The sequence below is a fragment of the Bordetella ansorpii genome, assembly GCF_900078705.1.
Lineage (GTDB): Bacteria > Pseudomonadota > Gammaproteobacteria > Burkholderiales > Burkholderiaceae_B > Bordetella > Bordetella ansorpii_A.
The window spans coordinates 292,375-315,278 of record NZ_FKIF01000003.1 but is presented as its reverse complement, the minus strand read 5'-3'; the positions used below and the strand labels follow the sequence as shown (position 1 = coordinate 315,278).

The window sequence follows — 22,904 nt, the reverse complement described above, 5'->3', positions numbered from 1 at the left end:
CCAGAACGTCGAGTTCCCATCAGCACACCAAGGCTGCCCGGACTTCGCCGGGCATGCCGTTTCAACGGAATGGACCCGACATGACTGCGCATCGCCGGCCTGGCTTTCTCCCTGTTTCCCACGAACGCTCGCGTGCGGAGCCAGGCATGATGCCGATCCGCAACACCGCCTGGCGCCTGACGCCGCTGGCCCTGTCCATGGCGATGGCCGCCGTGGGGGCGGCGTTGCCCCATGGTGCGCAGGCGGCTGGCGCCTGGTTCGCGGCTTCGGGCGCGGGCAAGACGACCGCGGTGCAGAATCAGGGCCTGGGGCGCGCCGGCGGGCCGCTGCCCGGCACGGGCGCGGCCGCGGCGCAGCAGGCGGCCGCCAAGCAGAAGCTGGCGCGCTCGATCGACAACCTGAACCGCACGGCCGGCGCCATCGCCGCCCAGCAGGCCGCACAGGCCGCCGCGCGCAGCGCCGCCCAGCAAGCCGCTTCGGACATTCCCGACGGCCTGGCCGAGGGCGGCCTGAAGATCGACACCCAGGCCGCCACGGCGGGCTGGCTGAACGCCGCGGCCCCCGTGCAGACGGCCTCGGCCGGCAAGACCACCGTGACGGTGCGGCAGACCGCCGACCGCGCGATCCTGAACTGGGAGACCTTCAACGTCGGGCGCAACACCACGGTGGATTTCGCCCAGCAGGCCGACTGGTCGGTGCTCAACCGCGTCAACGACCCGAAGGCGCGGCCCTCGCAGATCCAGGGTGCGATCAAGGGCGGCGGCACGGTCCTGCTGGTCAACCGCAACGGCATCGTGTTCACGGGCACGTCGCAGGTCGACGTGCGCAACCTGGTGGCGGCGGCGACGGACTTCACCGACGCGCAATTCCAGGCCAACGGCATCTACGGCGCCAACGGCACGGGCCAGAGTTTCACCAACGCGGGCGGCAATGTGCGGGTGGAGGCGGGCGCGCAATTGAGCACGCTGGCGCCCACTTCCGTGACGCAGGGCGGCGGCTACGTGCTGCTGCTGGGCAAGGAGGTGCGCAACGCGGGCCGGATCGCCACGCCGCGCGGGCAGGCGCAACTGGCCGCGGGCGACAGCTTCGTCATCCGCAAGGGCTACGCGACCGACGGCAACACCTGGTCGACCACGCGCGGCAACGAGGTGTCGCCGCAGATGAACGGCCGCACCGACGTGGGCCTGGTCGAGAACACCGGCCTGTTGATGGCCGCCGAGGGCGACATCACCCTGGCCGGCCACGACGTGCGGCAGAACGGCGTGGCGGTGGCGACCACCACGGTGAACCAGCGCGGCACGGTGCACCTGCTGAATTCGGCCACGGACGCGACGGGCAGCGTGGTGCTGGGCGCTGCCGCCACGACGGCGGTGGTGCTGCAGGACGACGGCGCGACCGCGCTGGACAGCCAGCGCGCGGCGCTGGTGGTGGATTCGGCCACGCAGGACGGGCTGCGCGTGTACACCGGCCTGTTCGACAATCTGTCGGTGCTGTCGGACCGCCGCGACCAGTCGCGCGTCGAGATCGTCTCGGGCAATACCGTGGATGTCGCCGGGGGCAGCCTGACGCTGGCCACGGGCGGGCAGATCGCGGTCAGCGCCGCCAAGCGGGCGCAGGTGGAAAGCGGCGCGACGCTGGACGTCTCGGGGGCGGTGGGCGTGCAACTGGCGATGTCCACGAACAACGTGCAGGTCAACGTCCAGGGCAACGAGCAGCGCGACGCGCCGGTCAACCGCGACAGCGGCACGCTGAACAACTCGGACGTGTGGGTGGACATCCGCCGGCTGCTGTACGTGCCGGCGGGCACGGGCGGCTATGCCGGCGACCGCTACTACACCTCGGGCGGCCTGCTGGAGGTCAGCGGCTACCTGGGCACGCAGGGCCACACCATCGGCCAGTGGGCGGCCACGGGCGGCACGGTGGCGCTGTCGGGCGCCGAGGTGGTGACTCGGCCGGGCGCGATGGTGAACCTGGCCGGCGGCAGCTACGACGTGCAGTCTGGCTATCGCAACGTGACCTGGCTGCGTGGCGGCGACGGGCGGCTGTACACGGTGGACGACGCGCCGGCGGACCTCGCGTTCGCGGGCGTGTACCAGGGCTATGAAGACAAGCACGCGCGCTGGGGCGACGAGTCGTCGCGGTTTTTCCGCAGTCCGCTGATCGCGCCCGAGCGCGTGTACGAAACCGGCTACACGGTGGGCCGCGATGCCGGGCGGCTGATCGTCAACGCCCCGACCGCCATCCTGGAAGGCGCGCTGGACACCAGCGTGTACGACGGCCCGCGCCAGGGCGACACCGCCGACGCCGCGCAGCGCGACAGCTATCTGCGGTCGCAACTGGCGGTGGCCCGCCCGGGCGGCCTGGCCATCGGCCGGTACAACGCGCAGGGCCTGCAGGGCGGCTACGCAACCGATGTGAGGATCGGCGACATCGCGCCGCTGCGGGACGCGCCGGGCGTGGACGACGCGCTGCCCGAAGACCGCCTGAACACGGCGTGGCTCGATGCGGCGACGCTGAACGCGGCCGGGCTGGGCAGCCTGACGATCACCACGACGGACCGGATCCGCGTCGAGTCGCCGCTGCAACTGGCCACGGGCGGCAGCCTGAAGCTGTCCTCGACCACCATCGACGTGGCCTCGGCCATCACGGCGCGCTCGGGCAGCATCGTCCTGGCGACGTTCTACGACAGCCCCAGCGGCAAGACGCTGATGGCCGGCAGCAGCGGCGCGAGCCCGAGCATCGTGCTGCAGCCCGGCGCCGCGCTGGACACGCACGGCCTGTGGGTGAACACCTTGATCGATCCGGCCGGCACCGCCGGCCTGGCCTACCTGGACGGCGGCGACGTCACGCTGGATTCGTCGGGCGCGGTGACGCTGTCGGCCGGCAGCCTGATCGACGTGACCTCGGGCGGCGCGGTGCTGCAGAAGGGCAAGACGCGGGGCGGCAAGGGCGGCGACGTGACGCTGATCGCGGGCGATCCGTTCGGCGGCGGCGGCGCGGCGCCCACCACGCCGGAGAACGCCCTGCATGGCCTGATGACGCTGGATGGCGCGATACGCGCCTACGGCGTCAACGGCGGCGGCACGCTGACGGTGAATTCCACGGGCAACCTGCTGATCGGCGACATCGCCGAACTGGCCGGCGGCAAGCTGGCGGCGGGCACGGCCGCGCCGGTGGCGCTGAAGCTGGCCGAGGCACTGACCATTCCGGCGGGCGAACCCTTGCCGATGGCCTACTCCGTGACGTTCTCCACGCTTGCGCTGGACACGCCCTCGCCGGCGGCCGTCTCGCTGGCCGTGCCGACGGTGAGAACCTCCGCCGCCTGGGTCCTGCCAGCGGGGCTGGGCGCCGTCACATACGACCCGCTCGGTTTCTACAACGGCGGGGATGTGTTGCCGGCCAATTCCAAGGTGCTTGGCTGGAACGGCACCCTGCCCGCGGGCGGCGTCGTGCCGTCGAGCGTCTTTCCGGGAGGGATCTCGATCAATCCGTACACGACCACGCTGGCCGCGGGCGCGGTGTCGCCCACGCCCGTGGTCTACGCGGCCGGCACCGACATCGCGCGCGGCCAGGTGCTGCCGCAGACCGTCGCCATCACGCCGGCGCCGTCGCTGGATCAGGATTTCTTCACGGCGGGTTTCGCCAGGTACGACCTGAACGGCGGCCAGGGCGTGATCGTGGCGCGCGGCGCGCAGATTGCCCCGGTCATGCCGGTGTACCAGTTCACGGCCGGCGCCCGGTCGGCGCCCTTGGGCAGCGACGTCTCGGCGGGCCTGTCGGCCTGGCTGCCCTCGCTGTACACCGAGCATCCCGACACGGCCACGCTGACGCAGCGCGGCGGCGCCAGCCTGATCCTGCACACGATCACGCGCAGCGGCTCGAACGTCATCAACGGCGGCGGCGCGATGATCGTGGGCGAAGGCGCGGCGCTGACGGTCGATCCCGGCCAGTCCATTACGTTGGACAGCTTCGGTCCGCTGACGCTGGACGGCAGCCTGGTGGCCCACGGCGGGGCGATCGACCTGACCGGCGCGGCCATCGGCGATTCCGCGCAGACGCGCAACTTCGACAAGGCGGGCAACAACCTGGGCAACGCCTTGTGGATCGGCGGCAGCGCCGTGCTCGACGCGTCCGGCCAGGCGTATGGCGCGCTGGACCGCTACGGCCGCGCCTATGGCGTGGCCGGCAACGGCGGCACGATCACGCTGGACGGCGCCACCTCCTTCGTGATCGTGCGCCCCGGCGCGCAACTGAACGCCGACGGCGCCGCGCAGACCGTGGACATGGCGGCGGGCCAGGATCGCGGTGTCGCGCAGGCCCCGCTGACGCTGGCCGGCAATGGCGGCAGCATCGTTTTCAGCTCGGGCAGCGGGCTGTACCTGAACGGCGATTTCCATGCGCACGGCGAGGGCCCCGGCGCGGCCGGCGGCAGCCTGTCCGTGACGCTGCGCACGCTGTCTTATAAAGTGGAGCCCTCGTACACCATTCCGGACAGCGTGCTGGTGCCCAGCACGATGATGGTGACCCAGGCGGCGGCTGCCGACGTGCTGCCGGCCGATCAGGCGCCCGGCCAGGCCACGGGGTTGAGTTTCGGCTACGGCGCCCTCGGCGCGGACCAGGTCCGCGCCGGCGGCTTCGACGCGCTGACGCTGTATTCGGGCGACTATATGCAGTTCCAGGGCGACGTGAGCCTGGACCTGGCCCGCAGCGTCAGCCTGAGCGCGGCCTCCTTCACGTCCGGCCCGCCCGCGTCGTTCACCGTTCCCGAGCCGCTGGGCACGGCGCCGGCCGTGATCGATCCTTCGACGCCCACCGCCACGGGCAATGTGCGGATCGCGGCGCCGTATGTCCACCTTACCGGCGTGAACACGGCCATCCCCGACGGGTCGGTCAGCGGCAGCGCCGGCAATCCCATGCGCCTGATCCCGCTGCCCACGCAAGCCACGTTCGAGGCCGATGCCGGCCTGCTGGACATCGACGGCATGATCGCCTTTTCTTCCACCCTGCGTAAGTACGACAGCGCGACGTTCCGGTTCGTCCACCGGCCGTCGCCGGGTTTCAAGACGGTCCGGCTGGTGAGCCAGGGCGACCTGCGCTTTACCCCGACCGACGCGCCCAATGGCACGACGGTGCGCACGCCCTGGGACATCGAGTTGCTGGCCGCGCAGATCTACCCGACCACGGGCACGCGCGCCGCCGTGTATGCGGGCTATTACAACCGGGACTACGACGCGACGTTGACGGTAGGCCGCACCACGGGCACCGTGCCGGACGCGCCGCTGTCGGTGCTCGGCAACCTGACGCTGGCCGCGCCCATCATCGAACAGGGCGGGATCGTGCGCGCGCCTTTCGGGGCGATCTATCTGGGGGTCACCGATGAAAACCCCATCACCCAACGGATCGACCTGCTGCCCGGCAGCCTGACGTCGGTCTCGCTGGCCGGCGTGACCGTGCCCTATGGCGGCACGGTCGATGGCGTGACGTACACCTACAACGGCACGGCCGTGCCCACGCGCAGCCTGACCAACATGGACTCCAACGCGGTCACCATCCAACTGGCCAGCCGGGCCGTCGATGTGCAGGACGGCGCGACCCTGGACCTGTCCGGCGGCGGCACGCTGTCTGGCGCGGGCTTCGTCAGCGGCCGGGGCGGCTCGGTAAACGTGCTGACCACACCGCTGGTCAACGCCAACCCGGCCCACGCCGGCAGCCAGGCGGACAACAAGGTCTACGCCCTGCTGCCCGGCTATGCCTCGGCCTATGCCCCCGTGTCGCCGGAAAAGGGCGCGGGCGACCCCGCCATCGGCCAGCAGATCACGTTGACCAGCGCAGTGGGCGATCTGCCCGCCGGCACGTATACGCTGCTGCCGTCGAACTATGCGCTGCTGCCGGGCGCGTATCGCGTCGAACTGGGCAGGACGCTGCCGGCCGCGCTGCCGCGGACGGTCGCCCTGGCGGACGGCAGCTATGCCGCCTCGGGGTACGTGGGCATCGCGGGCACGCAGGTGCGCGCCAGCCTGCCGGCGCAGTTGCTGATCACCCCGGGTTCGGTGGTGCGCACCTATTCGCAATACAACGAGCAGAGCTACAGCGCGTTCCAGATCGCGCGCGCCCAGCAGTTCGGCGGCGTGCGCCCCCTGCTGCCCGAGGACGGCAAGAGCCTGATGCTGTGGTTCAACGCACCGGCCGAGGCCGGCACGGCGGCCCTGGCCTTCGACGGAACCGCGCTGCTGCAGGCCGCGCAGGGCGGCTATGCCGGCCAGGTCGCCACGCGCAACGTGGGCGAGCTCTACCTGGACGCGCCGACCGCCGGCTATACGGGCGTCTCGGTCTCCGCCGACGCCCTGAGCGCGATCGCCGCGCCGCGCCTGCTGGTCAACGGCCTGCTGCAGGTCATCGACGGCCGCATCCGCGTGACGCAGGCCGGCAGCAACGATCTGGTCGTGCGCGACGGCGTCACGCTGACGGCCGGCGAGATCATGCTGGTGGGCGGCAACATCACCCTCGGCCGCGATGCGATGCTGTCCACGGTGGGGCAGGGCGCCGGGTTCTTCGACACCGCCAGCACCGGCCTGGCCTATGAGGCATGGGCGACGGCGCTGGCGCTGTCCAACGGACAGGCCGACTTCATCACGTCGAGCAACGGCGGCGCCGGCACGATCACCGTCAGCGAAGGCGCCTCCCTGTACGGCGAAAACACGCTGGCCTTCGCCACCAAGGGGCAGGTCAGCCTGGACGACGGCGCGCACTTCGGCGCACGCCGCATCAACCTGGCGGTGAACAGCCTGAACATCGGCAGCACCGAAGCCATCGCCGCCGCGGGCTCGCCGGCCGGCACCGTGTTCGACCAGAGGCTGTTCGATCTGCTGTTGCATGGCGATCCCCTGCACGGCGCACCGGCGCTGGAGCGCCTGATCCTGACCACCGGCAACGCCATCAACCTGTTCGGCACGACCCAGCTCGACGCGCGCGGCACCGGCGTGAACCTGGTGCTCAACGCCTCGGCCCTGTACGGGTACGGCAGCGACGGCGACCAGGCCATGCTGGCGGCGGACCGCCTCCAGTGGAACGGCGTGGCGGGCGTGAACCCGCCGGCCATCACGGCGGGCGGCGCCGGCACGGGAAGCGGCACGCTGACGCTGCGGGCCGACGAGATCGCGCTGGGACAATTCCTGTCCCTGGACAACAGCGTGATCAGCCGCACCGCGTATGGCTTCGCCAACGTCGATCTGGATGCGGGCCAGCGCATCGTGGCCGCCGGCAGCGGCGCGCTGTATGTGTACCAGGCGCCCAGCACGGCCGCCGGCGCCGTGTTCGGCAAGAGCGGCAAGGGCGGCAACCTGACGCTGCGCACGCCGCTGCTGACGGGTATCCAGAAGTCGATCGCCGCGTATACGGCGGGCGGGGCGTTGCGGGTGGTGGCCCCCGATGGCGTGGCGCCCAGCACGGCGGCGTCCACGGTGGCCGGGGCCGAGATCGACCTGTCGGGCGACAGCGTGGCCATCGGCAGCGCCATCCTGCTGCCCAGCGGCAAGCTGGTCGTCAACGCGCAGCACGACATCGCCTTGCAGGACGGCAGCCGCATCGACCTGCGCGGCGTGCCGTCGATGATCCAGAGCGCGACGGTCTACGGCTTCGGCGGCGATGCGATCTTCACCAGCGCGCAGGGCGGCGTCGCCCAGGCGGCGGGCGGCACGATCGACGTGTCGGCCACCCACGCCGATGCCGGCACGATCAGCGTCAGCGCCGCCGACGGCGCCGTGGCGCTGGCCGGCGTGCTGAACGGCGCCGCCGACGACGGCTACACCAGCGGCGCGTTCGACGTGAAGGCCGCCACGCTGGCCGACTTCGGCGGCCTGAACGCCAGGCTGACGCAGGGCGGCGTGCTGCAGGCGCGCAGCTTCGCGCTGACCACGGGCGACCTGATCCTCGGCGATGGCGTGAAGGCGCACACCGTCGAGGTATCGGTGGACGAGGGCAGCCTGACGGTGGCCGGCCTCATCGACGCCAGCGGCGCCGCGCCGGGCACCATCCGCCTGTCCGCGAAGAACGGCCTGACGCTGGCCGCCAACGCCATGCTCGACGCGCACGGCACCGCGCTGCAGACCGACAGCTACGGCGCGGCCATCGAGGCGCTGAACCGCGGCCACATCGAACTGGCCGCCACGGGCGGCACGTTGACGCTGTCGCGCGGCGCGACGCTGGATCTGTCCACGCCCGACGGCGTGGCCTACGGCGACGTGCAGCTCTTTGCGCCGCGCACGGGCGAGACTTCGGGTGACCTGGCCATCGACGCCGCGGGGCCGTTCACCCTCCGCGGCGCGCACGGCGTGGCGCTCAACGCCATGTGGACCTATGACCTGCCGGGCGGCAGCGTCATCACCCAGGGCACGCTGAACGGCTACGACGCGCAAAGCCAGGCCTTCATCGCGGCGGCCTATGGCGGCAACGCCAGCGCAGGGGCGCTGAGCACCACGCTGCGCGGCAAGCTGGCCGGCCTGCTGGCACAGGGCGAGGCCTTCCATCTGCGCCCCGGCGTGCAGATCACCTCCAGCGGCGACCTGTCGACCTCCGGCGACATCGACCTGGCCGGATACCGCTACGGTCCGCATGCCGACCGCGACACGGCCTCCGCGTTCTATGGCGCGGGCGAGCCCATGTACCTGTCGATCCGGACGGCCGGCAACCTGGACGTCAAGGGCAGCCTGTCCGATGGGTTCCAGGCGGTGCCGGGGATTCCGGGGGTATATGCCGACATCGACGTGCCCGGCAGCGGATTGTTCCAGCGCTACTCCAACAGCGGCTACACGTACTGGCAGGACAGCGGCACGGAAGTCACCCTGGGGGCGGACTGGCTGATTCCCACCACCGGCTTCTACGCCTGGTGGATCAACACCTGGTGGGGCCCGCTGTTCGACACCAGCGGCAATCAATACTATCCCGGCTCGCTGGTGCGCGCGGGCACGACGCTGAACCCGCGCACCTCGGGCAACTACGGCACCATCGCCTTCGATGCGTCCGACCTGCCGAGACTGCAGGTCGCGGTGAGCCCGGCGGTGCCCGGGTCGGCCGCCACGTCGCCGAAGGCGGCCATGCTCGCGGCGGGCTCCCTGTCCGCCTCGCTGCGCCTGGTGGCTGGCGCCGACCTCGGGTCGGCCGATAGCCGCGCCGTGCAGTCCGCGGCGGCCTTGAATGGCGGCGGCAACCTGCGGCTGAACGACCCGGCCTACACCTCCGCCGGCAACGGCTCTTCCTTCAGCGTGCTGCGCACGGGCGCCGGCAGCCTCGATCTGCTGGCCGGCGGCAGTTTCAGCGAGGCCACGCCCTACGGCGTGTACACCGCGGGGACGCAGTCCGCCGCCGTCCTGGCGGCCGACGGCAGCAACCCGTACGACCTGATGGGGGCCTCGGGCGCGGGCCATGCCTGGTATCCGGAACAGGGCGGCGATCTGCTGCTGAAGGCGGGCCTGGACGTGCGGGGCTTCATCCAGACCAGCGACAACTCCCGGCGTTTCGTCGACAGCGATCTCACCAGCAACTGGCTGTGGCGCCAGGGCGCCAGCGCCGTCTCCGACGATCTGGGCGCGTGGTGGATCAACTTCGGCGCCTCCGCCAACACCAACCCCGCCGTCCATGCGCCGTTGCTGAACGCCCTGATCGGCTTCCAGGGCATCGGCACGCTGGGCGGCGGCAATGTGTCCGTGATCGCGGGACGCAATGCCGGCACCATGGACGGCACGGGCAGCGCCGTCTCCAGCGGCCTGGACCTGGCGGCGGCCTCGACCGGACGCGTCCTGGCCGACGGTTCGCTGCTGCAGACCGGCGGCGGGAACATCGTGGTCAAGGTGGGCGGCGCGCTCAACAGGATGACGCCGGTCAACCCATCGACCTATACGTCCGACTACTACGGCGCGATCACCGCGCTGCGGGGCGACGTGGTCATCGACGCCGGCAGCGTGGGCGCGATCGCCCAGAACCCGTTCGCCGCCAACTGGACCTCGTACGACCCGCGCACGCTGGACGTCGCCACGCTCAAGCGCGCCCTGTTGGCGCAGGGGCCCGCGGTGCTGCCGGGCGACGGCAGCGTCGTCGTGACGGCGCGTGGCGACCTGGTATTCGGCGGGGCGGGAGATCCCGGCATGACCGCTTCGGCGGACCGTGACCAGTGGTGGTACACGCCGGCGGGGGCGGCCATGCCCGTGCGCGGCGCCCTGACGCAATTCACGCTGTGGCAGCCGGACACGGGCATCGCCCTCTATTCCGCGGGCGGCGACGTCACCCCGCAGAGCGGCCTGTCCGCCTCGCTTCAGAACGCCGGCAATTTCTTCCCCGGCACCTTGACCGTGGTGGCCGCCAACGGCGACATCCGCTTCGGCGAGCCCACGTCGGCCGCCAGCGCCACGGCCTCCCTGGAGCTGATCCCTTCGGCCCAGGGCCAGCTCGACCTGCTGGCGGCCGGATCGATCTACGGATCGGCGCACGTGGTCGCCATGTCGGGCGCCGATCCGGCCAGCCTGGCCACGCCGCTGCGCCCCGTGACGACCATCGGCAATCGCAGCAACGCCACGCAGGACGCCGCCTATATGGCGGACGACGGCCGCCTCAATCCGCTGGCCTTCGGCGAGGATACGCCGACCGGCAAGCTGCATGCCGACGATGCGCGGCCCGCGCGCGTCTATGCCGGCGTGGACATCGACGACCTGGTCATCGGCGAAGCGCAGACGCTGATCGCCAATGTGGGCCAGGGTTTTTTCCCCACGCATACGACCTGGTACGTCGCGGCCAAGCCGTTCGAGGTGATCGCCGGACGCGACATCGTCGGCACGGGATCCACGCCCAGCGTATTCGCCAACAACGGCGCGAACGACATCACCGTGTTCCAGGCTGGCCGCGACATCCTGTACCAGTCCATCGTCATCGCCGGGCCAGGGCTTCTGGACGTGCGGGCCGGCCGCAACATGAACCAGGGCTACTACGGTTCCCTGGATAGCGTGGGCCCGCTGTACGGGGTGAACAGCGCCAGCCGGTCCGGCGGCGCGGGCATCGCCGTCTCGGTGGGCGCGGGTGCGCAAGGCCCGGACTACGCCGACTTCGCGCGCCTGTATTTCGACGCGGCCAACCAGGCGGACCTGACGGCGGGCCACACGCTGGCCGAGCAGCCAGGCAAGGTGGCGCATGCCTACGCGGGCGAACTCGGCGAGTGGCTGTCGCAACGCTACGGCTACGCCGGTTCGCCGGATGAGGCGCTGGCCTACTTCCTGGCCTTGCCCGCCGCGCAGCAGGGCATCTTCGTGCGCCAGGTGTATTACGCCGAACTGACCGCCGGCGGCCGCGAGTACAACGATGAGGCCGGCCCGCGCTACGGCAGCTACCTGCGCGGCCGGCAGGCCATCGCGGCGCTGTTCCCGGCGACGGATGGGGCAGGCAACGCCCGGTCGTACACCGGCGACCTGACGATGTTCAGCGGCATGGGCAAGCTCCCTTCGGGCACCACGGCGCTGCTGGACAGCGGCATCCACACCGAATTCGGCGGCGGCATCCAGATCCTGAATCCGGGCGGCCGCACGCTGATCGGCGTGGAAGGCATCACGCCGGGCTCGGGCGCGGGCCTCATCACGCAGGGGTCGGGCAACATCGACATCTATTCGCTGGGCAGCATCCTGCTGGGCCAGAGCCGCATCATGACGACCTTCGGCGGCGGCATCCTGGCGTGGTCGGCCCAGGGCGACATCAACGCGGGCCGGGGCGCCAAGACCACCGTGGTCTATACCCCGCCGCGCCGGGTGTACGACAACGTCGGCAACGTCACGCTGTCGCCGCAGGCGCCGGCCACGGGCGCGGGCATCGCCACGCTGAACCCGATTCCGGAAGTGCCGCCTGGCGACGTGGACCTGATCGCGCCGCTGGGCACGATCGACGCAGGCGAGGCGGGCATCCGCGTCTCCGGCAACGTCAACATCGCGGCGCTGCAGGTCGTCAACGCAGCCAACATCCAGGTGCAGGGCGATTCCAAGGGCATCCCGGTGACGGCGGTAGTGAACACCGGTGCGCTGACCAACGCCAGTTCGGCGGCCACCAGCGCGGCCACGGCGGCGCAGGACGCCGTGTCGCGCTCGCGGGCCGCGGCCCAGAAGGCCTTGCCGTCCATCATCAGCGTGCAGGTGCTGGGCTTCGGCATGTCCGACGGCGGTGGCACGCCGGCCGCGCCGGCTGGCGGGCCGGGGGCGAGTTCGTCGGGGGCCGCCGGCTATCGCGCCGCCGGCATGGTGCAGGTGCTGGGACACGGCAGCGATCCGGCCCAGGCGGCCAGCCTGACGCCGGGCGAGCGGCGCAGCATGGGGTTCTGACGGCCGCGCCTGCCGGCCGGCGCCTCGTTGCAGGCGTCGGCCCGCGCGCGGCGCCGGGTCAGCCGGCCTCGATCAATGCGGCGTAGCCTGCGCGCGAATCCGGCCATTGCAGCGCCAAGCCACTGGCGCGCAGCCGTGCATTGGACAGCCGCTTGCTGCCCACGCCCGGCGGCGGCGGGCCGTCGGCGGGGGCGGGCGCCCCCAACAGCTCGGCCAGATGGCCGTACAGCACGTGCAACGGCAGGGGGGTGTCATCGCAGCCGATGTACACGGGTTCGACCTCGGGCGCGTGCAGCAGGTGCGCCACCGCGGCGGCGGCATCGTCGATGTGCATGCGGTTGGCCCAATGCGGCGGATCGTGCGGCGCGCGGGCCTGGCCCGCGCGGATGCGTTCGAGCAACTGCGTACGCCCCGGGCCGTACAGCCCCGCCAGGCGCAACGCCGTCGCGGGCAAGCCCTGCCGGGCCAGCCACTGTTCGGCCCGCAGCAGGATCTCGCCATTGAACCCCTTGGGTTGCGTCGGCGCGCTTTCATCGATCCAGGCGCCGTCATGGCCGCCGTACACCGCCGATGACGAGACGAACACCGCGCGTTCGAGCCGCGCGCGGTCCAGCGCGCCGAACACGTGGGGCAGGGGATCGGTGAAGACGCGGGCATAAGCCTGCGGGTCGCGCTTGCCCGGCGAGGGCAGCCAGGCCACGCGGGTGATGCCGTCCGGCAATCGCGCCAGCTGATCGGGCTGGCCCAGGTCGGCCCGCAGCCAGCGCAGGCCGGCGGGCGCCCCGGCCGGCGGCGCCGAGCGGCGCAAGGCCCAGACCTCGTCGCCGCGCGCCAGCAGCAGGCGCGCGGCGCGCATGCCGAGGTCTCCGCAGCCGACCATCAAGATGCGTTCCATCCGCGTCCCCTTGGAGAATGAAACCGCCGCGCGGCCAAGGCGCGGCGGGGCGTCGTCACATGCCGCTGTAGACCGGGCCTTCGCCGCCTTGCGGCGCCACCCAGACGATGTTCTGGGTCGGGTCCTTGATGTCGCAGGTCTTGCAGTGCACGCAGTTCTGCGCGTTGATCTGCAGCTTGTCCGCGCCGTGGTCGTCCTTGATGAACTCGTACACGCCAGCCGGGCAATAGCGCGCCTCGGGGCCGCCATATTGCGCCAGGTTCACGGACACCGGGATGGTCGGATCCTTCAGCGTCAGGTGGACCGGCTCGTTCTCGTCGTGGTTGGTGTTCGAGATGAACACCGAACTGAGCTTGTCGAACGTGAGCTTGCCATCGGGCTTGGGGTAGTCGATGCGCGCGCACTGCGCGGCCGGCTGCAGGTAGGTGTGGTCGGCCTTGGTGCGGTGGATGGTCCAGGGGAAGTTGCCCTTGAGCAGCCATTGTTCGACGCCCGTCATGATCGTGGCGACGGTGCGGCCCTTCTTGAACCACTGCTTGAAGTTGCGCGCCTTGTGCAACTCGGCGTGCAGCCAGGAGGCGTCGAAGGCGGCGGGGTAGGACGTGAGTTCGTCCTGCTTGCGGTCGGCGCCCAGGGCCTCGAACGCGGCCTCGGCGGCCAGCTTGCCGGTCTTGATGGCGGCGTGGCTGCCCTTGATGCGCGAGGCGTTCATGAAGCCGGCCTCGCAGCCGACCATGGCGCCGCCCGGAAACACCAGCTTGGGCAGCGACAGCAGGCCGCCCGCGGTGATGGCGCGCGCGCCGTAGGCGATGCGCTTGCCGCCCTCGAACGTGGTGCGGATGGCCGGGTGCGTCTTGTAGCGCTGGAATTCCTCGAACGGCGACAGCCAGGGATTGGCGTAGTCCAGGCCGACCACCATGCCGACCGCCACCAGGTTGTTGTCCAGGTGATAGAGGAACGAGCCGCCGTAGGTGTCGCTGTCCAGCGGCCAGCCGGCCGTGTGGATGACCAGGCCGGGGCGCGACTGCGCGGGATCGACTTCCCACAGCTCCTTGATGCCGATGCCGTAGGACTGCGGATCGCGGCCTTCGTCCAGCTTGTAGCGGGAGATGAGCTGGCGGCCCAGCTGGCCGCGCGCGCCTTCGGCGAACAGGGTGTAGCGGGCCAGCAGTTCCATGCCGGGCTGGTAATGGTCGGTGTGCGAGCCATCGCGCGCCACGCCCATGTCGCCGGTGGCCACGCCGCGCACGGCGCCCGCCTCGTCATACAGCACCTCGACGGCGGCGAAGCCGGGGAATACGTCCACGCCCAGGCTCTCGGCCTGTTCGCCCAGCCACTTCACCACGTCGCCCAGGCGGACGATGTAGTTGCCCTCGTTGTGGAAACAGGCCGGCAGCATCCAGTTGGGGGTGCGGCGCGCGCCGGTGGGCGACAGGAACAGGAACTGGTCTTGCGTGACCGGCACGTTCAGCGGCGCGCCCTTTTCCTTCCAGTCGGGGATCAGCTCGGTCAGAGCCAGGGGATCCATGACGGCGCCGGACAGGATATGCGCGCCCAGTTCGGCGCCTTTCTCCAGCACGCAGACGCTGACCTCGCGGTCTTTCTCGGCGGCGAGCTGTTTCAGGCGGATCGCGGCGGCCAGGCCGGCAGGCCCGCCTCCCACCACGACCACGTCATATTCCATTGATTCCCGTTCTGACATTGCAGCGTTCCCCTCTATGGCTTCGATATGGCAAGAAGTATCATCGACGATTGTATTGCAGCCGGCGGAGCCCGTCGGCGCGCGCTTCCTTCTTCAGGAGTCCTCCGTTTGTCCGCCGACTTCCCGACGATGCGCCTGCTTGCCGAAGGCGACACCCATCATGTCGATCTGCCCTTGCGCTGGGGCGATTCCGACCCCCTCAATCATCTCAACAACACGGTCTACTTCCGCCTGATGGAAGAGGCGCGCATGCGCATCCTCTACGGCGCGGGCATGGCGCTGCCCGGCCCGGGCGCCGGCGCCATCCTGGCGCATGCCTCGTGCGACTTCATGCGGCCGCTGACCTACCCGGCCGACGTGCGCGTCACGCACCGGGTCGCGCGCATCGGCCGATCCAGTATCGAGTTCGAGCTGACGCTCGCGAAGGTGGGCGACGAGGCCGCCATCCATGCGCGCGGCCGCAACGTGCTGGTGTGCATGGATTTCGTGGCCAACCGCTCGCAGCCGTGGCCCGAAGAACTGCTGGGCAAGTTCGGCGCGCAATTCCGGCCCGCGGCCTGAATGGTGCGGCGCGGCACCTGCCGCTACAATCGTCTGCAAAATGAACTACGCGGCGCTTCGCACTGGCGGGCGCCTTTCGTACGGTTTCGAACGCTATAAAGGAGCTGGAGCAATGGACAAGGTTTATGCAAGCGCCGCCGAGGCGCTGGCAGGCGTCGTCAAGGACGGCCAGATGATCGCCGTCGGCGGTTTCGGGCTGTGCGGTATCCCCGAGGCCCTGATTGCCGCGTTGCGCGATTCGGGCGTGAAGGACCTGACCTGCATCAGCAACAACGCCGGCGTCGACGGTTTCGGCCTGGGCCAGTTGCTGACCACCCGCCAGATCCGCAAGATGATCGCCTCCTACGTGGGCGAGAACAAGGAATTCGAACGCCAGTACCTGGCAGGCGAACTCGAACTCGAGTTCACGCCGCAGGGCACGCTGGCCGAGAAGCTGCGCGCCGGCGGCGCCGGCATCCCGGCCTTCTTCACCCGCACCGGCGTGGGCACCATCGTGGCCGACGGCAAGGAAATCCGCGAGTTCGACGGCGAACAGTACGTGATGGAACGTTCGCTGGTCCCCGACGTGTCGCTGGTCAAGGCCTACAAGGCCGACCGCAGCGGCAACCTGGTGTTCCGCAAGACCGCGCGCAACTTCAACCCCAACGTGGCGATGGCGGGCCGTGTCACCATCGTCGAGGTCGAGGAAGTGGTCGACACCGGCGCGTTCGATCCCGACCAGATCCATCTGCCCGGCATCTTCGTGCACCGGATCGTGGTCAACGCCAGCCCGGAAAAACGCATCGAACAACGCACCACGCGTACCGCCTAAGGAGACGAAACATGGCATGGTCCCGCGATGAAATGGCGGCGCGCGCCGCGCAAGAACTGAAAGACGGTTTCTACGTGAACCTGGGCATCGGCCTGCCCACCCTGGTGGCCAACCACGTGCCCGCGGGCATCGAGGTCTGGCTGCAGTCCGAGAACGGCCTCTTGGGCATCGGCCCGTTCCCCACCGACGACCAGGTCGATGCCGACCTGATCAACGCCGGCAAGCAGACGGTCACCACGCTGCCCGGCTCGTCGATCTTCTCGTCCGCCGACTCGTTCGGCATGATCCGCGGCGGCAAGATCAACCTGGCCATCCTGGGCGCCATGCAGGTGTCCGAGAAGGGCGACCTGGCCAACTGGATGATCCCCGGCAAGATGGTCAAGGGCATGGGCGGCGCGATGGACCTGGTGGCCGGCGTCAAGCGCGTCGTCGTGCTGATGGAACACGTGGCCAAGAAGAAGGACGGCACCGAGGACATCAAGCTGCTGCCCGAGTGCAACCTGCCGCTGACCGGCGTCGGCGTGGTCGATCTCATCATCACCGACCTGGGCGTGATGGAAGTCACCGAAGACGGCCTGAAGCTGCTGGAAACGGCGCCGGGCGTCACGGTCGACGAGATCAAGTCCAAGACGCACGCCAAGCTGGACGTGTCGCTGGTGGCCTGACAGGCAAGGCGAGAGGGCCTTCGGGCCTGAACGCCTGTCACGGTATCGTGGCGCGAATCCGCAACAGAACGCCCTGTCCCGCATGCTCGGGACAGGGCGTTTTTCAATCGCACATCACCCTGATGCCGCAAGGGTCAGTAGCCAGCGCGATGGCAGATGGACGTGGAGAGCTGGCCGCCTGCTCCAGGGCGTAATTCTGCGCAGAATGAGCAAGGTTTTGCGTAGAGGCCCTTGCGCAGAAAAGCGCTTCAGGTGTCTTGCTGTTGTTTCTGGATGTCCTTTTGTTCTATTTATTTCCAAATGAATGGAATCAGAGAAAATGCCCTGTCCCGGACAGGGCATTTTCAATGGCGGCGTTTCCGAGGCTTATCCAGGACCGGCTTGTTTCACGTCAGTTGTTGCGTCGGCAAATGGAGGTGCTCGTCTCGCTGGCGGACGATAATGCTTGCGAATACAGCATCACACTGGAGGACATCGGCAAAATAATGCCCGTCAAGGCCCTGCTGGGCGACGCCTCTTCATCGCCGGGCGTTCCCGGCAACTCGGAGATTACCGAGACCAGGCTGTTGAATGGGACTGCTTCCGGCCCACCGAAGACGCCGTTGTATTGCAACGTGGCCGGCAATGTCTCGCCGTCTCGGGTCTGGCTGAACGCCGTGCCGCTGATGGTCACGACGGTCTCGGCTTTGCCGCTGACCGTGCAAAGCCACGAGCCGTCGACTTCGTTGCCTTGCAGTTGTTGCTGCTTCACGAGATAGGTAGCGCCAGCCGCATCTCCTTCAGAACCGAAGATACCGTTGTCGAAGGGCAGGTCCAGTGTCAGTACGGGGCCCAGATCGCCGGCTTGGACACGCAGAGTGCCAAAGTCGAAGGCCACCTCTTCGATCTCGCCCGCCAAGTGGTAATCGCCATCAGTGGGGTTCAAGGTCAACTTGGCAGGCAGTCCCTCAGTGGGTTCGGTCTCGTCACCGCCGAATGTCGCGCACTTCCCGTCTGGTGTGACACCGATGCCTTGGAAGCAGACGATGGCCGTTGCATCCGCGCGCAGTTGCACGACGCCAGGTATCAGTTGATAGGCGGGGTTCCCGGGGAGTTCACCCGGTGCAGGCAGGGGGACGACTTCGCGTAGGGACAACAGCATGCCATAGGTGCCGGCAAGCACCGAAACGTCGGTGGGTACGGCATAGCTGGTACCGGATACTGATGCCGTCCTGCCGCCCAGCGACATGGCGCCAACGATGGTGCGTGTGCGTTCGTCGATCAGCAAGGTGAAGGCACCGTTGGCACCCGTCAGCGTGATGAACGAGCCATTGGTTGACTGCGTGAAGGTCCCGCTGGCATCGGTCAGGCCATAGACCGTGTGCAGCACTTTCAGCGTATAGGCGCCGCTGGCCATGTCCAGCGTGAGGCGCCACGTATCGCCGATGTCGGCCACGACGTCGTAGACGCGTACTGTATCGCTGTTGCCGGCGATGGGCGCCATGCCGAGCTGCGCGGCCGTGTTCAGCGACGCCTGGGTCACGGGATCGATCACGGGAGGCGTTTCGGGTTCCGCGGGCGTTTCGGGGTTCGTGGGCGTTTCGGGCGTGTCGTCGTCGTCCGAACCGCCGCCGCAGGCGGCCAGGACCAGCGGGAAAAGCAGGGTGACAGCCAATCTCTTGTTCATTATTGCCTTGTCATGTTTGTATACAGCGTCAAAGGGGCGTTTACGTCACTCGCGCATGGGATTCTGCTCAGGCAACTCCATGGCGGCAAGACTCAAGGCATTTATTTTTTGTCAAAACATGTTGTCGCGACACAAATGGCAGAAATGTGTCTCTGCGCCGCGGCTCGGGGGCTGTATGAGGGGCTTCCAGTACGGCGGGCCGAGGCCCGCCGTCTTCCGATCGAGCAGGCGGTATTGGCCTTATCCGTTCACGCGTTGGCAGAGCGAGCTGGGCAAACCCGCCGAGCCGTCGATTTTCGTCACCAGCGTCAAGCTGTTGGTCATGGGCAGCATGAGCAGGCCTCGGCCAGCACTCTTCTCGTCCAGTCCGATCGCCAGGCCGTCGACGGTCAGCTTGAAGTCGTCTTCCTGGAATGTGTTGTAGGTGAACGCGTAGGTGCTCAGGACATTGGTCCGGTTGGTATAGCTGCCCTTGCCGCCATTGACGACCAGCGTGCCATCGAAGGCGCCTTCGCGCGAGCAGGTCCAGGTGCCGTCGGATTCGGTGCCGCTCAGCTTCTGCTGTTTGATGGCATAGGTGACGCCGGACACCATGCCGCTGTTGTTGAACAGGCCGTTGCCGGGCGGCAGGTCGAGGACCAGCACCTGCCCGCGATCGCCGGCCTGGACACGCACCAGGCCTAGGTTGATCGGGGTCGCCGCGGAGGTAGGCGTGGCGGGAGGAATGGTGCCCAGCAGGGTCAGTTGGCCGTTGGAGGGGTCGGTGGCGAACTGCACCGTGATTCCGTCGTAGGATTGCGAGCCGGGCACGCTGCATTTACCGGCGGAATTCACGATGGCGAGCGCGCAGGCGACGCCCGTGCCGTTGCCGCGCAGCATCAGGGTGCCGGGTAGGGTCGCTTGCATTCCATAAATACTGGAGCCGCCGTTGGCCAGCACCGTCATGCCATGCGCGGCCACGGCGAAGACGTAGTTGCCCGCCAGGACCGAGACGTCCGCAGGAAGGGCGTAGCGCGTGCCGGACACGGTGGCGGCGCGCCCACCGAGCGACATGCTGCCTGACAGCGTGCGGGTGCGTTCATCCAGCAACAGTGTGGTGGACGGGCCGGTGACGGTGGTGAAGTCGCCATTGGCGGCCACGGTGAAGGTGCCGCTGGCATCGGTCAGGCCGTATGCCGTGTACAACACTTTCACGGAGTAGGCGCCGGTGGCCAAGTCCAAGGTCAGGCGCCACGTGTCGCCGATGTCGGCGGTCACGTCATAGACGCGGACGCTTCCCTCGTTGCCGGGGAGCAGCGCCAGGCCGAGCTGCGAGGCCGTGTTCAGCGAGCCCTGGGTGACGGGGTCGGTGACGGCCGCAGGCGGGGTGGCCGGCGCTTCGGTGTCGCCATTGGAGGAATCGCCATCGCCGCCACCACCGCATGCGGCCAGAAACAACGGGAACAATGCGGAAACTGCGAGCTTCTTGTTCATGCCTTCATCTCGTTAAGCCCGAGAGGGGGCAGCCTCCCGGCAAACGGCGATCGGCATTATGTGGATTATCCGTGCCGATGATGCGCCATGGATGGCCCCCCTTCTCGTGTCATGAAAAGTAATGGAAGTAATCTTAAAGACACGTGCTGAATTATTTTGACATGAAACGGCGGGCAGCGTTTTCTCATAACAAAAATCCTGGCATGGGGATCAGGAATTGCGGGTTTCCGGGCGCCGCATGCCGATATGCGCAATGCCGTCTTCCATATAGATTGCCGTTACCGGTGTAAAGCCATGCGCCGCATAAAACGCCTGTAGCCGCTGCTGCGCGCCGAGATAAATGGGCGAGTCCGGCCATAAGCGGTTCGATTCGCGCAGCGCCTGGCGCATCAATTCATGTCCCAGGCCAATGCCGCGCGCGTCCAACGCGGTGACGACGCGTCCGATGACGGCATCGCCGTCATGGCTGGCCGGATCGAGCAGCCGAGCGCCGGCCACCAGCCGCCCGTCTTCCCAGCCCATCAGGTGCCAGGTGTCACCCGCCAGGTCCTGGCCGTCCAGATCGAGAAAGAGGCACTGCTGTTCGACCACGAACACTTCGCTGCGCAGGCGCAGCAGCGCGTACAGCTCGGTGGTGGTCAGCTCGGCATGGGGCTTGCAGGTCCAGGTGGGCAAGGGCGGTCTCCAGGGTGAGGGACGGGGGACAGGGTACCGCACGCGCGCCGCGGGCCAGGCACGCGAGGCGGAGGGCCCAAGATTCATGACTGTCCCGTGACAGATTCCTCGGGAATACCCTTGGTCTGAAAATTTATTTTCTTTACTACAATGTGTGTGTAAACAGATTTACATGAACCTCCGCTAGCTTCTTCCGCGCTCCGCCCGACTCCCCGTGTCTCCCCCCAAGAGCAAGGCCGCTCCCTCGATCGCCGACCGTATCGCCAGCGCGCAACCGGAATTCAGTCCGGCCCAGCACGCCATGGCCGAGTACGTCCTGGCGCATCAGTTCCGGGCGGCCACCATGACCATCGACGAGTTCGCGGCCGCCGCGGGCGTGTCGGTGGCCAGCGCCAACCGTTTCGCCCGCGCGCTGGGCCTGCCGGGCTATCCGCAGTTCCGCGCCGAGCTGGCGCGCGGCTTCGAGGCGGCGCTGGAGCCCCTGGAGAAGATGCGCACCGAACTGGGCCGCTCGGCCAGCGCCGCGCAGATCTTCGCCGCCTCGCTGCAGGAGGACATCGCCAACGCGCAGCGCACGCTGCAGTCGCTGGATGCCGATGCCTGTGAGCGCGCGGTGGACGCGATCCTGGCGGCCCAGCGCGTGTTCGTGATCGGCTTCGGCGCCAGCGGTTTCCTGGCCGGCATGCTGCACCGCGCGCTGTGCATGCACCTGAACATGGTCGAGTCGCTGGCCAGCGCGGGCGGGGTGTCGCACGCCGCGCGCCGCATGTCGCGCATGACCAAAGAAGACCTGGTCATCGCCATCGCCTTTCCGCGCTACCTGTCCGATACGGTCACGCTGGCCAATGCCGCGAAGCAGGGCGGCGTACCGGTTCTGGCCTTGACCGACAAACCCACGTCGCCGCTGGCGCCCACCGCTTCCGTCGCCCTGTACGCGCACAGCGCCCGCCAGCTCAGTCCCAATTCCGAAGGCGCGGCGCTGGGCCTCATCGAGGCCCTGTCGGCCGCGGTGGCCTATCGCGCCAAGAATTCCGTCGCCGCGGCAGCAGGCGTGACCGAGTCCGTCATGCCGTGGCTCATCCATGGTGTAGGAAAACGATGATTCAACCTGTGATCGCCATTCATGGCGGCGCCGGCGCGATGTCGCGCGCGGCGATGACTCCCGAAAAAGAACAGGAATACCTGTCCGCGCTGGACGGCATCCTGGCCGCTGGCCAGGCCGTGCTGGCCGCGGGCGGCAGCGCCCTGGACGCCGTCACCGAGGCCGTGCGCCTGCTGGAAGACTGCCCGCTGTTCAATGCCGGCCACGGCGCCGTGTTCACCAGCGCCGCCACGCACGAGCTGGACGCCTCCATCATGGACGGCGCCACGTTGCGCTCGGGCGCCATCGCGGGCGTGGATTGCGTGCGCAACCCGGTGCTGGCCGCGCGCAAGGTCATGGAAGAAAGCAAGCACGTGTTCTTCGTGGGCGAGGGCGCCGAAGCCTTTGCGCGCGAGCACGGGCTGGATATCGTCGACCCTTCGTACTTCTCCACCGACGCCCGCCGCGAGCAACTGCTGCGCGTGCAGCGCGAGACGCCCGGGGCGGCCGTGCTGGACCACGATGGCCAGGCCCTGGTGGCGAACAGCCAACCCGCGCCGGCCGAGCCGCTGGATGCCGACAAGAAGCTCGGCACGGTGGGCGCCGTGGCGGTGGACGCGCAGGGCAACCTGGCCGCGGCCACGTCCACGGGCGGCATCACCAACAAGCAGGTCGGCCGCGTGGGCGACGCGCCGCTGATCGGCGCCGGCTGCTATGCCAGCAACCGCACCTGCGCGGTCTCCACCACGGGCACCGGCGAGATGTTCATCCGCATGGTCGCCGCGTACGACGTGGCGGCGCAGATGGAATACGCCGGCACGCCGCTGGTGGAGGCCGCGCGCCGCGTCGTCGAGGACAAGCTGCCGGCCATCGGCGGCAAGGGCGGGCTGATCGCCGTCGACGCGCAGGGCAACGTCACCCTGCCGTTCAATACCGAAGGCATGTACCGTGGCTACGCCCGCGTGGGCGAGCCTCCCGTGGCGTCCATCTACCGATGACCGCCGCCGATTTACGTAGTCTGCAAGATA

At 69.0% G+C, this 22,904-nt stretch carries 11 protein-coding genes; 6 read left to right on the top strand and 5 right to left on the bottom strand.

All coding sequences use genetic code 11. The annotated features are described in order from the left end of the window. The first annotated feature begins 146 nt into the window (after positions 1-146). Positions 147-12,347, top strand: coding sequence for a filamentous haemagglutinin family protein (locus tag A6745_RS09905; RefSeq protein WP_066126420.1), 12,201 nt, complete (start codon positions 147-149; stop codon positions 12,345-12,347). A 58-nt stretch (positions 12,348-12,405) separates the two neighbouring features. On the opposite strand, the gene A6745_RS09900 is transcribed toward A6745_RS09905, so the two are convergent. Together A6745_RS09900 and A6745_RS09895 are read right to left on the bottom strand one after the other, a co-directional pair. Continuing rightward, on the bottom strand, positions 12,406-13,242 hold the full coding sequence (locus tag A6745_RS09900; protein WP_066126416.1) for an NAD-dependent epimerase/dehydratase family protein: 837 nt from the start codon (positions 13,240-13,242) through the stop codon (positions 12,406-12,408). 55 nt (positions 13,243-13,297) lie between these two features. Further along, a complete protein-coding gene (locus A6745_RS09895; protein WP_066126412.1) occupies positions 13,298-14,944 on the bottom strand; it encodes an electron transfer flavoprotein-ubiquinone oxidoreductase in 1,647 nt (548 codons plus the stop codon). Positions 14,945-15,052: 108 nt separating this feature from the next. Between A6745_RS09895 and A6745_RS09890 the strand changes: the two genes are divergently transcribed. The 3 genes from A6745_RS09890 to A6745_RS09880 all read left to right on the top strand — a co-directional run bounded on the left by A6745_RS09890 (position 15,053) and on the right by A6745_RS09880 (position 16,981). Further along, positions 15,053-15,505 (top strand): acyl-CoA thioesterase, encoded by a 453-nt coding sequence (locus A6745_RS09890; protein ID WP_407922724.1) that lies wholly within the window; start codon positions 15,053-15,055, stop codon positions 15,503-15,505. A gap of 112 nt (positions 15,506-15,617) precedes the next feature. Further along, positions 15,618-16,316, top strand: coding sequence for a CoA transferase subunit A (locus tag A6745_RS09885; RefSeq protein ID WP_066126408.1), 699 nt, complete (start codon positions 15,618-15,620; stop codon positions 16,314-16,316). An 11-nt stretch (positions 16,317-16,327) separates the two neighbouring features. Continuing rightward, positions 16,328-16,981, top strand: coding sequence for a CoA transferase subunit B (locus tag A6745_RS09880; protein WP_066126406.1), 654 nt, complete (start codon positions 16,328-16,330; stop codon positions 16,979-16,981). Between the two features lie 391 nt (positions 16,982-17,372). Here A6745_RS09880 and A6745_RS09875 read toward each other — a convergent pair whose 3' ends face one another. The 3 genes from A6745_RS09875 to A6745_RS09865 form a co-directional block, all read right to left on the bottom strand. Continuing rightward, a complete protein-coding gene (locus tag A6745_RS09875; RefSeq protein WP_066126404.1) occupies positions 17,373-18,647 on the bottom strand; it encodes an ABC transporter substrate-binding protein in 1,275 nt (424 codons plus the stop codon). 240 nt (positions 18,648-18,887) lie between these two features. Continuing rightward, positions 18,888-20,120, bottom strand: a complete 1,233-nt coding sequence (locus A6745_RS09870) for a hypothetical protein (protein ID WP_066126398.1) — start codon at positions 20,118-20,120, stop codon at positions 18,888-18,890. Between the two features lie 210 nt (positions 20,121-20,330). Further along, positions 20,331-20,795: a GNAT family N-acetyltransferase gene (locus A6745_RS09865; protein WP_066126396.1), complete on the bottom strand. Its 465-nt coding sequence runs from the start codon at positions 20,793-20,795 to the stop codon at positions 20,331-20,333. A gap of 214 nt (positions 20,796-21,009) precedes the next feature. On the opposite strand from A6745_RS09865, the gene A6745_RS09860 reads away from it, so the two are divergent. Then, positions 21,010-21,897, top strand: coding sequence for a MurR/RpiR family transcriptional regulator (locus A6745_RS09860; protein ID WP_066126395.1), 888 nt, complete (start codon positions 21,010-21,012; stop codon positions 21,895-21,897). Beyond that, on the top strand, positions 21,894-22,874 hold the full coding sequence (locus A6745_RS09855) for an isoaspartyl peptidase/L-asparaginase family protein (protein WP_066126394.1): 981 nt from the start codon (positions 21,894-21,896) through the stop codon (positions 22,872-22,874). The genes A6745_RS09860 and A6745_RS09855 overlap by 4 nt, the downstream gene beginning before the upstream one ends. Positions 22,875-22,904 lie beyond the last annotated feature (30 nt).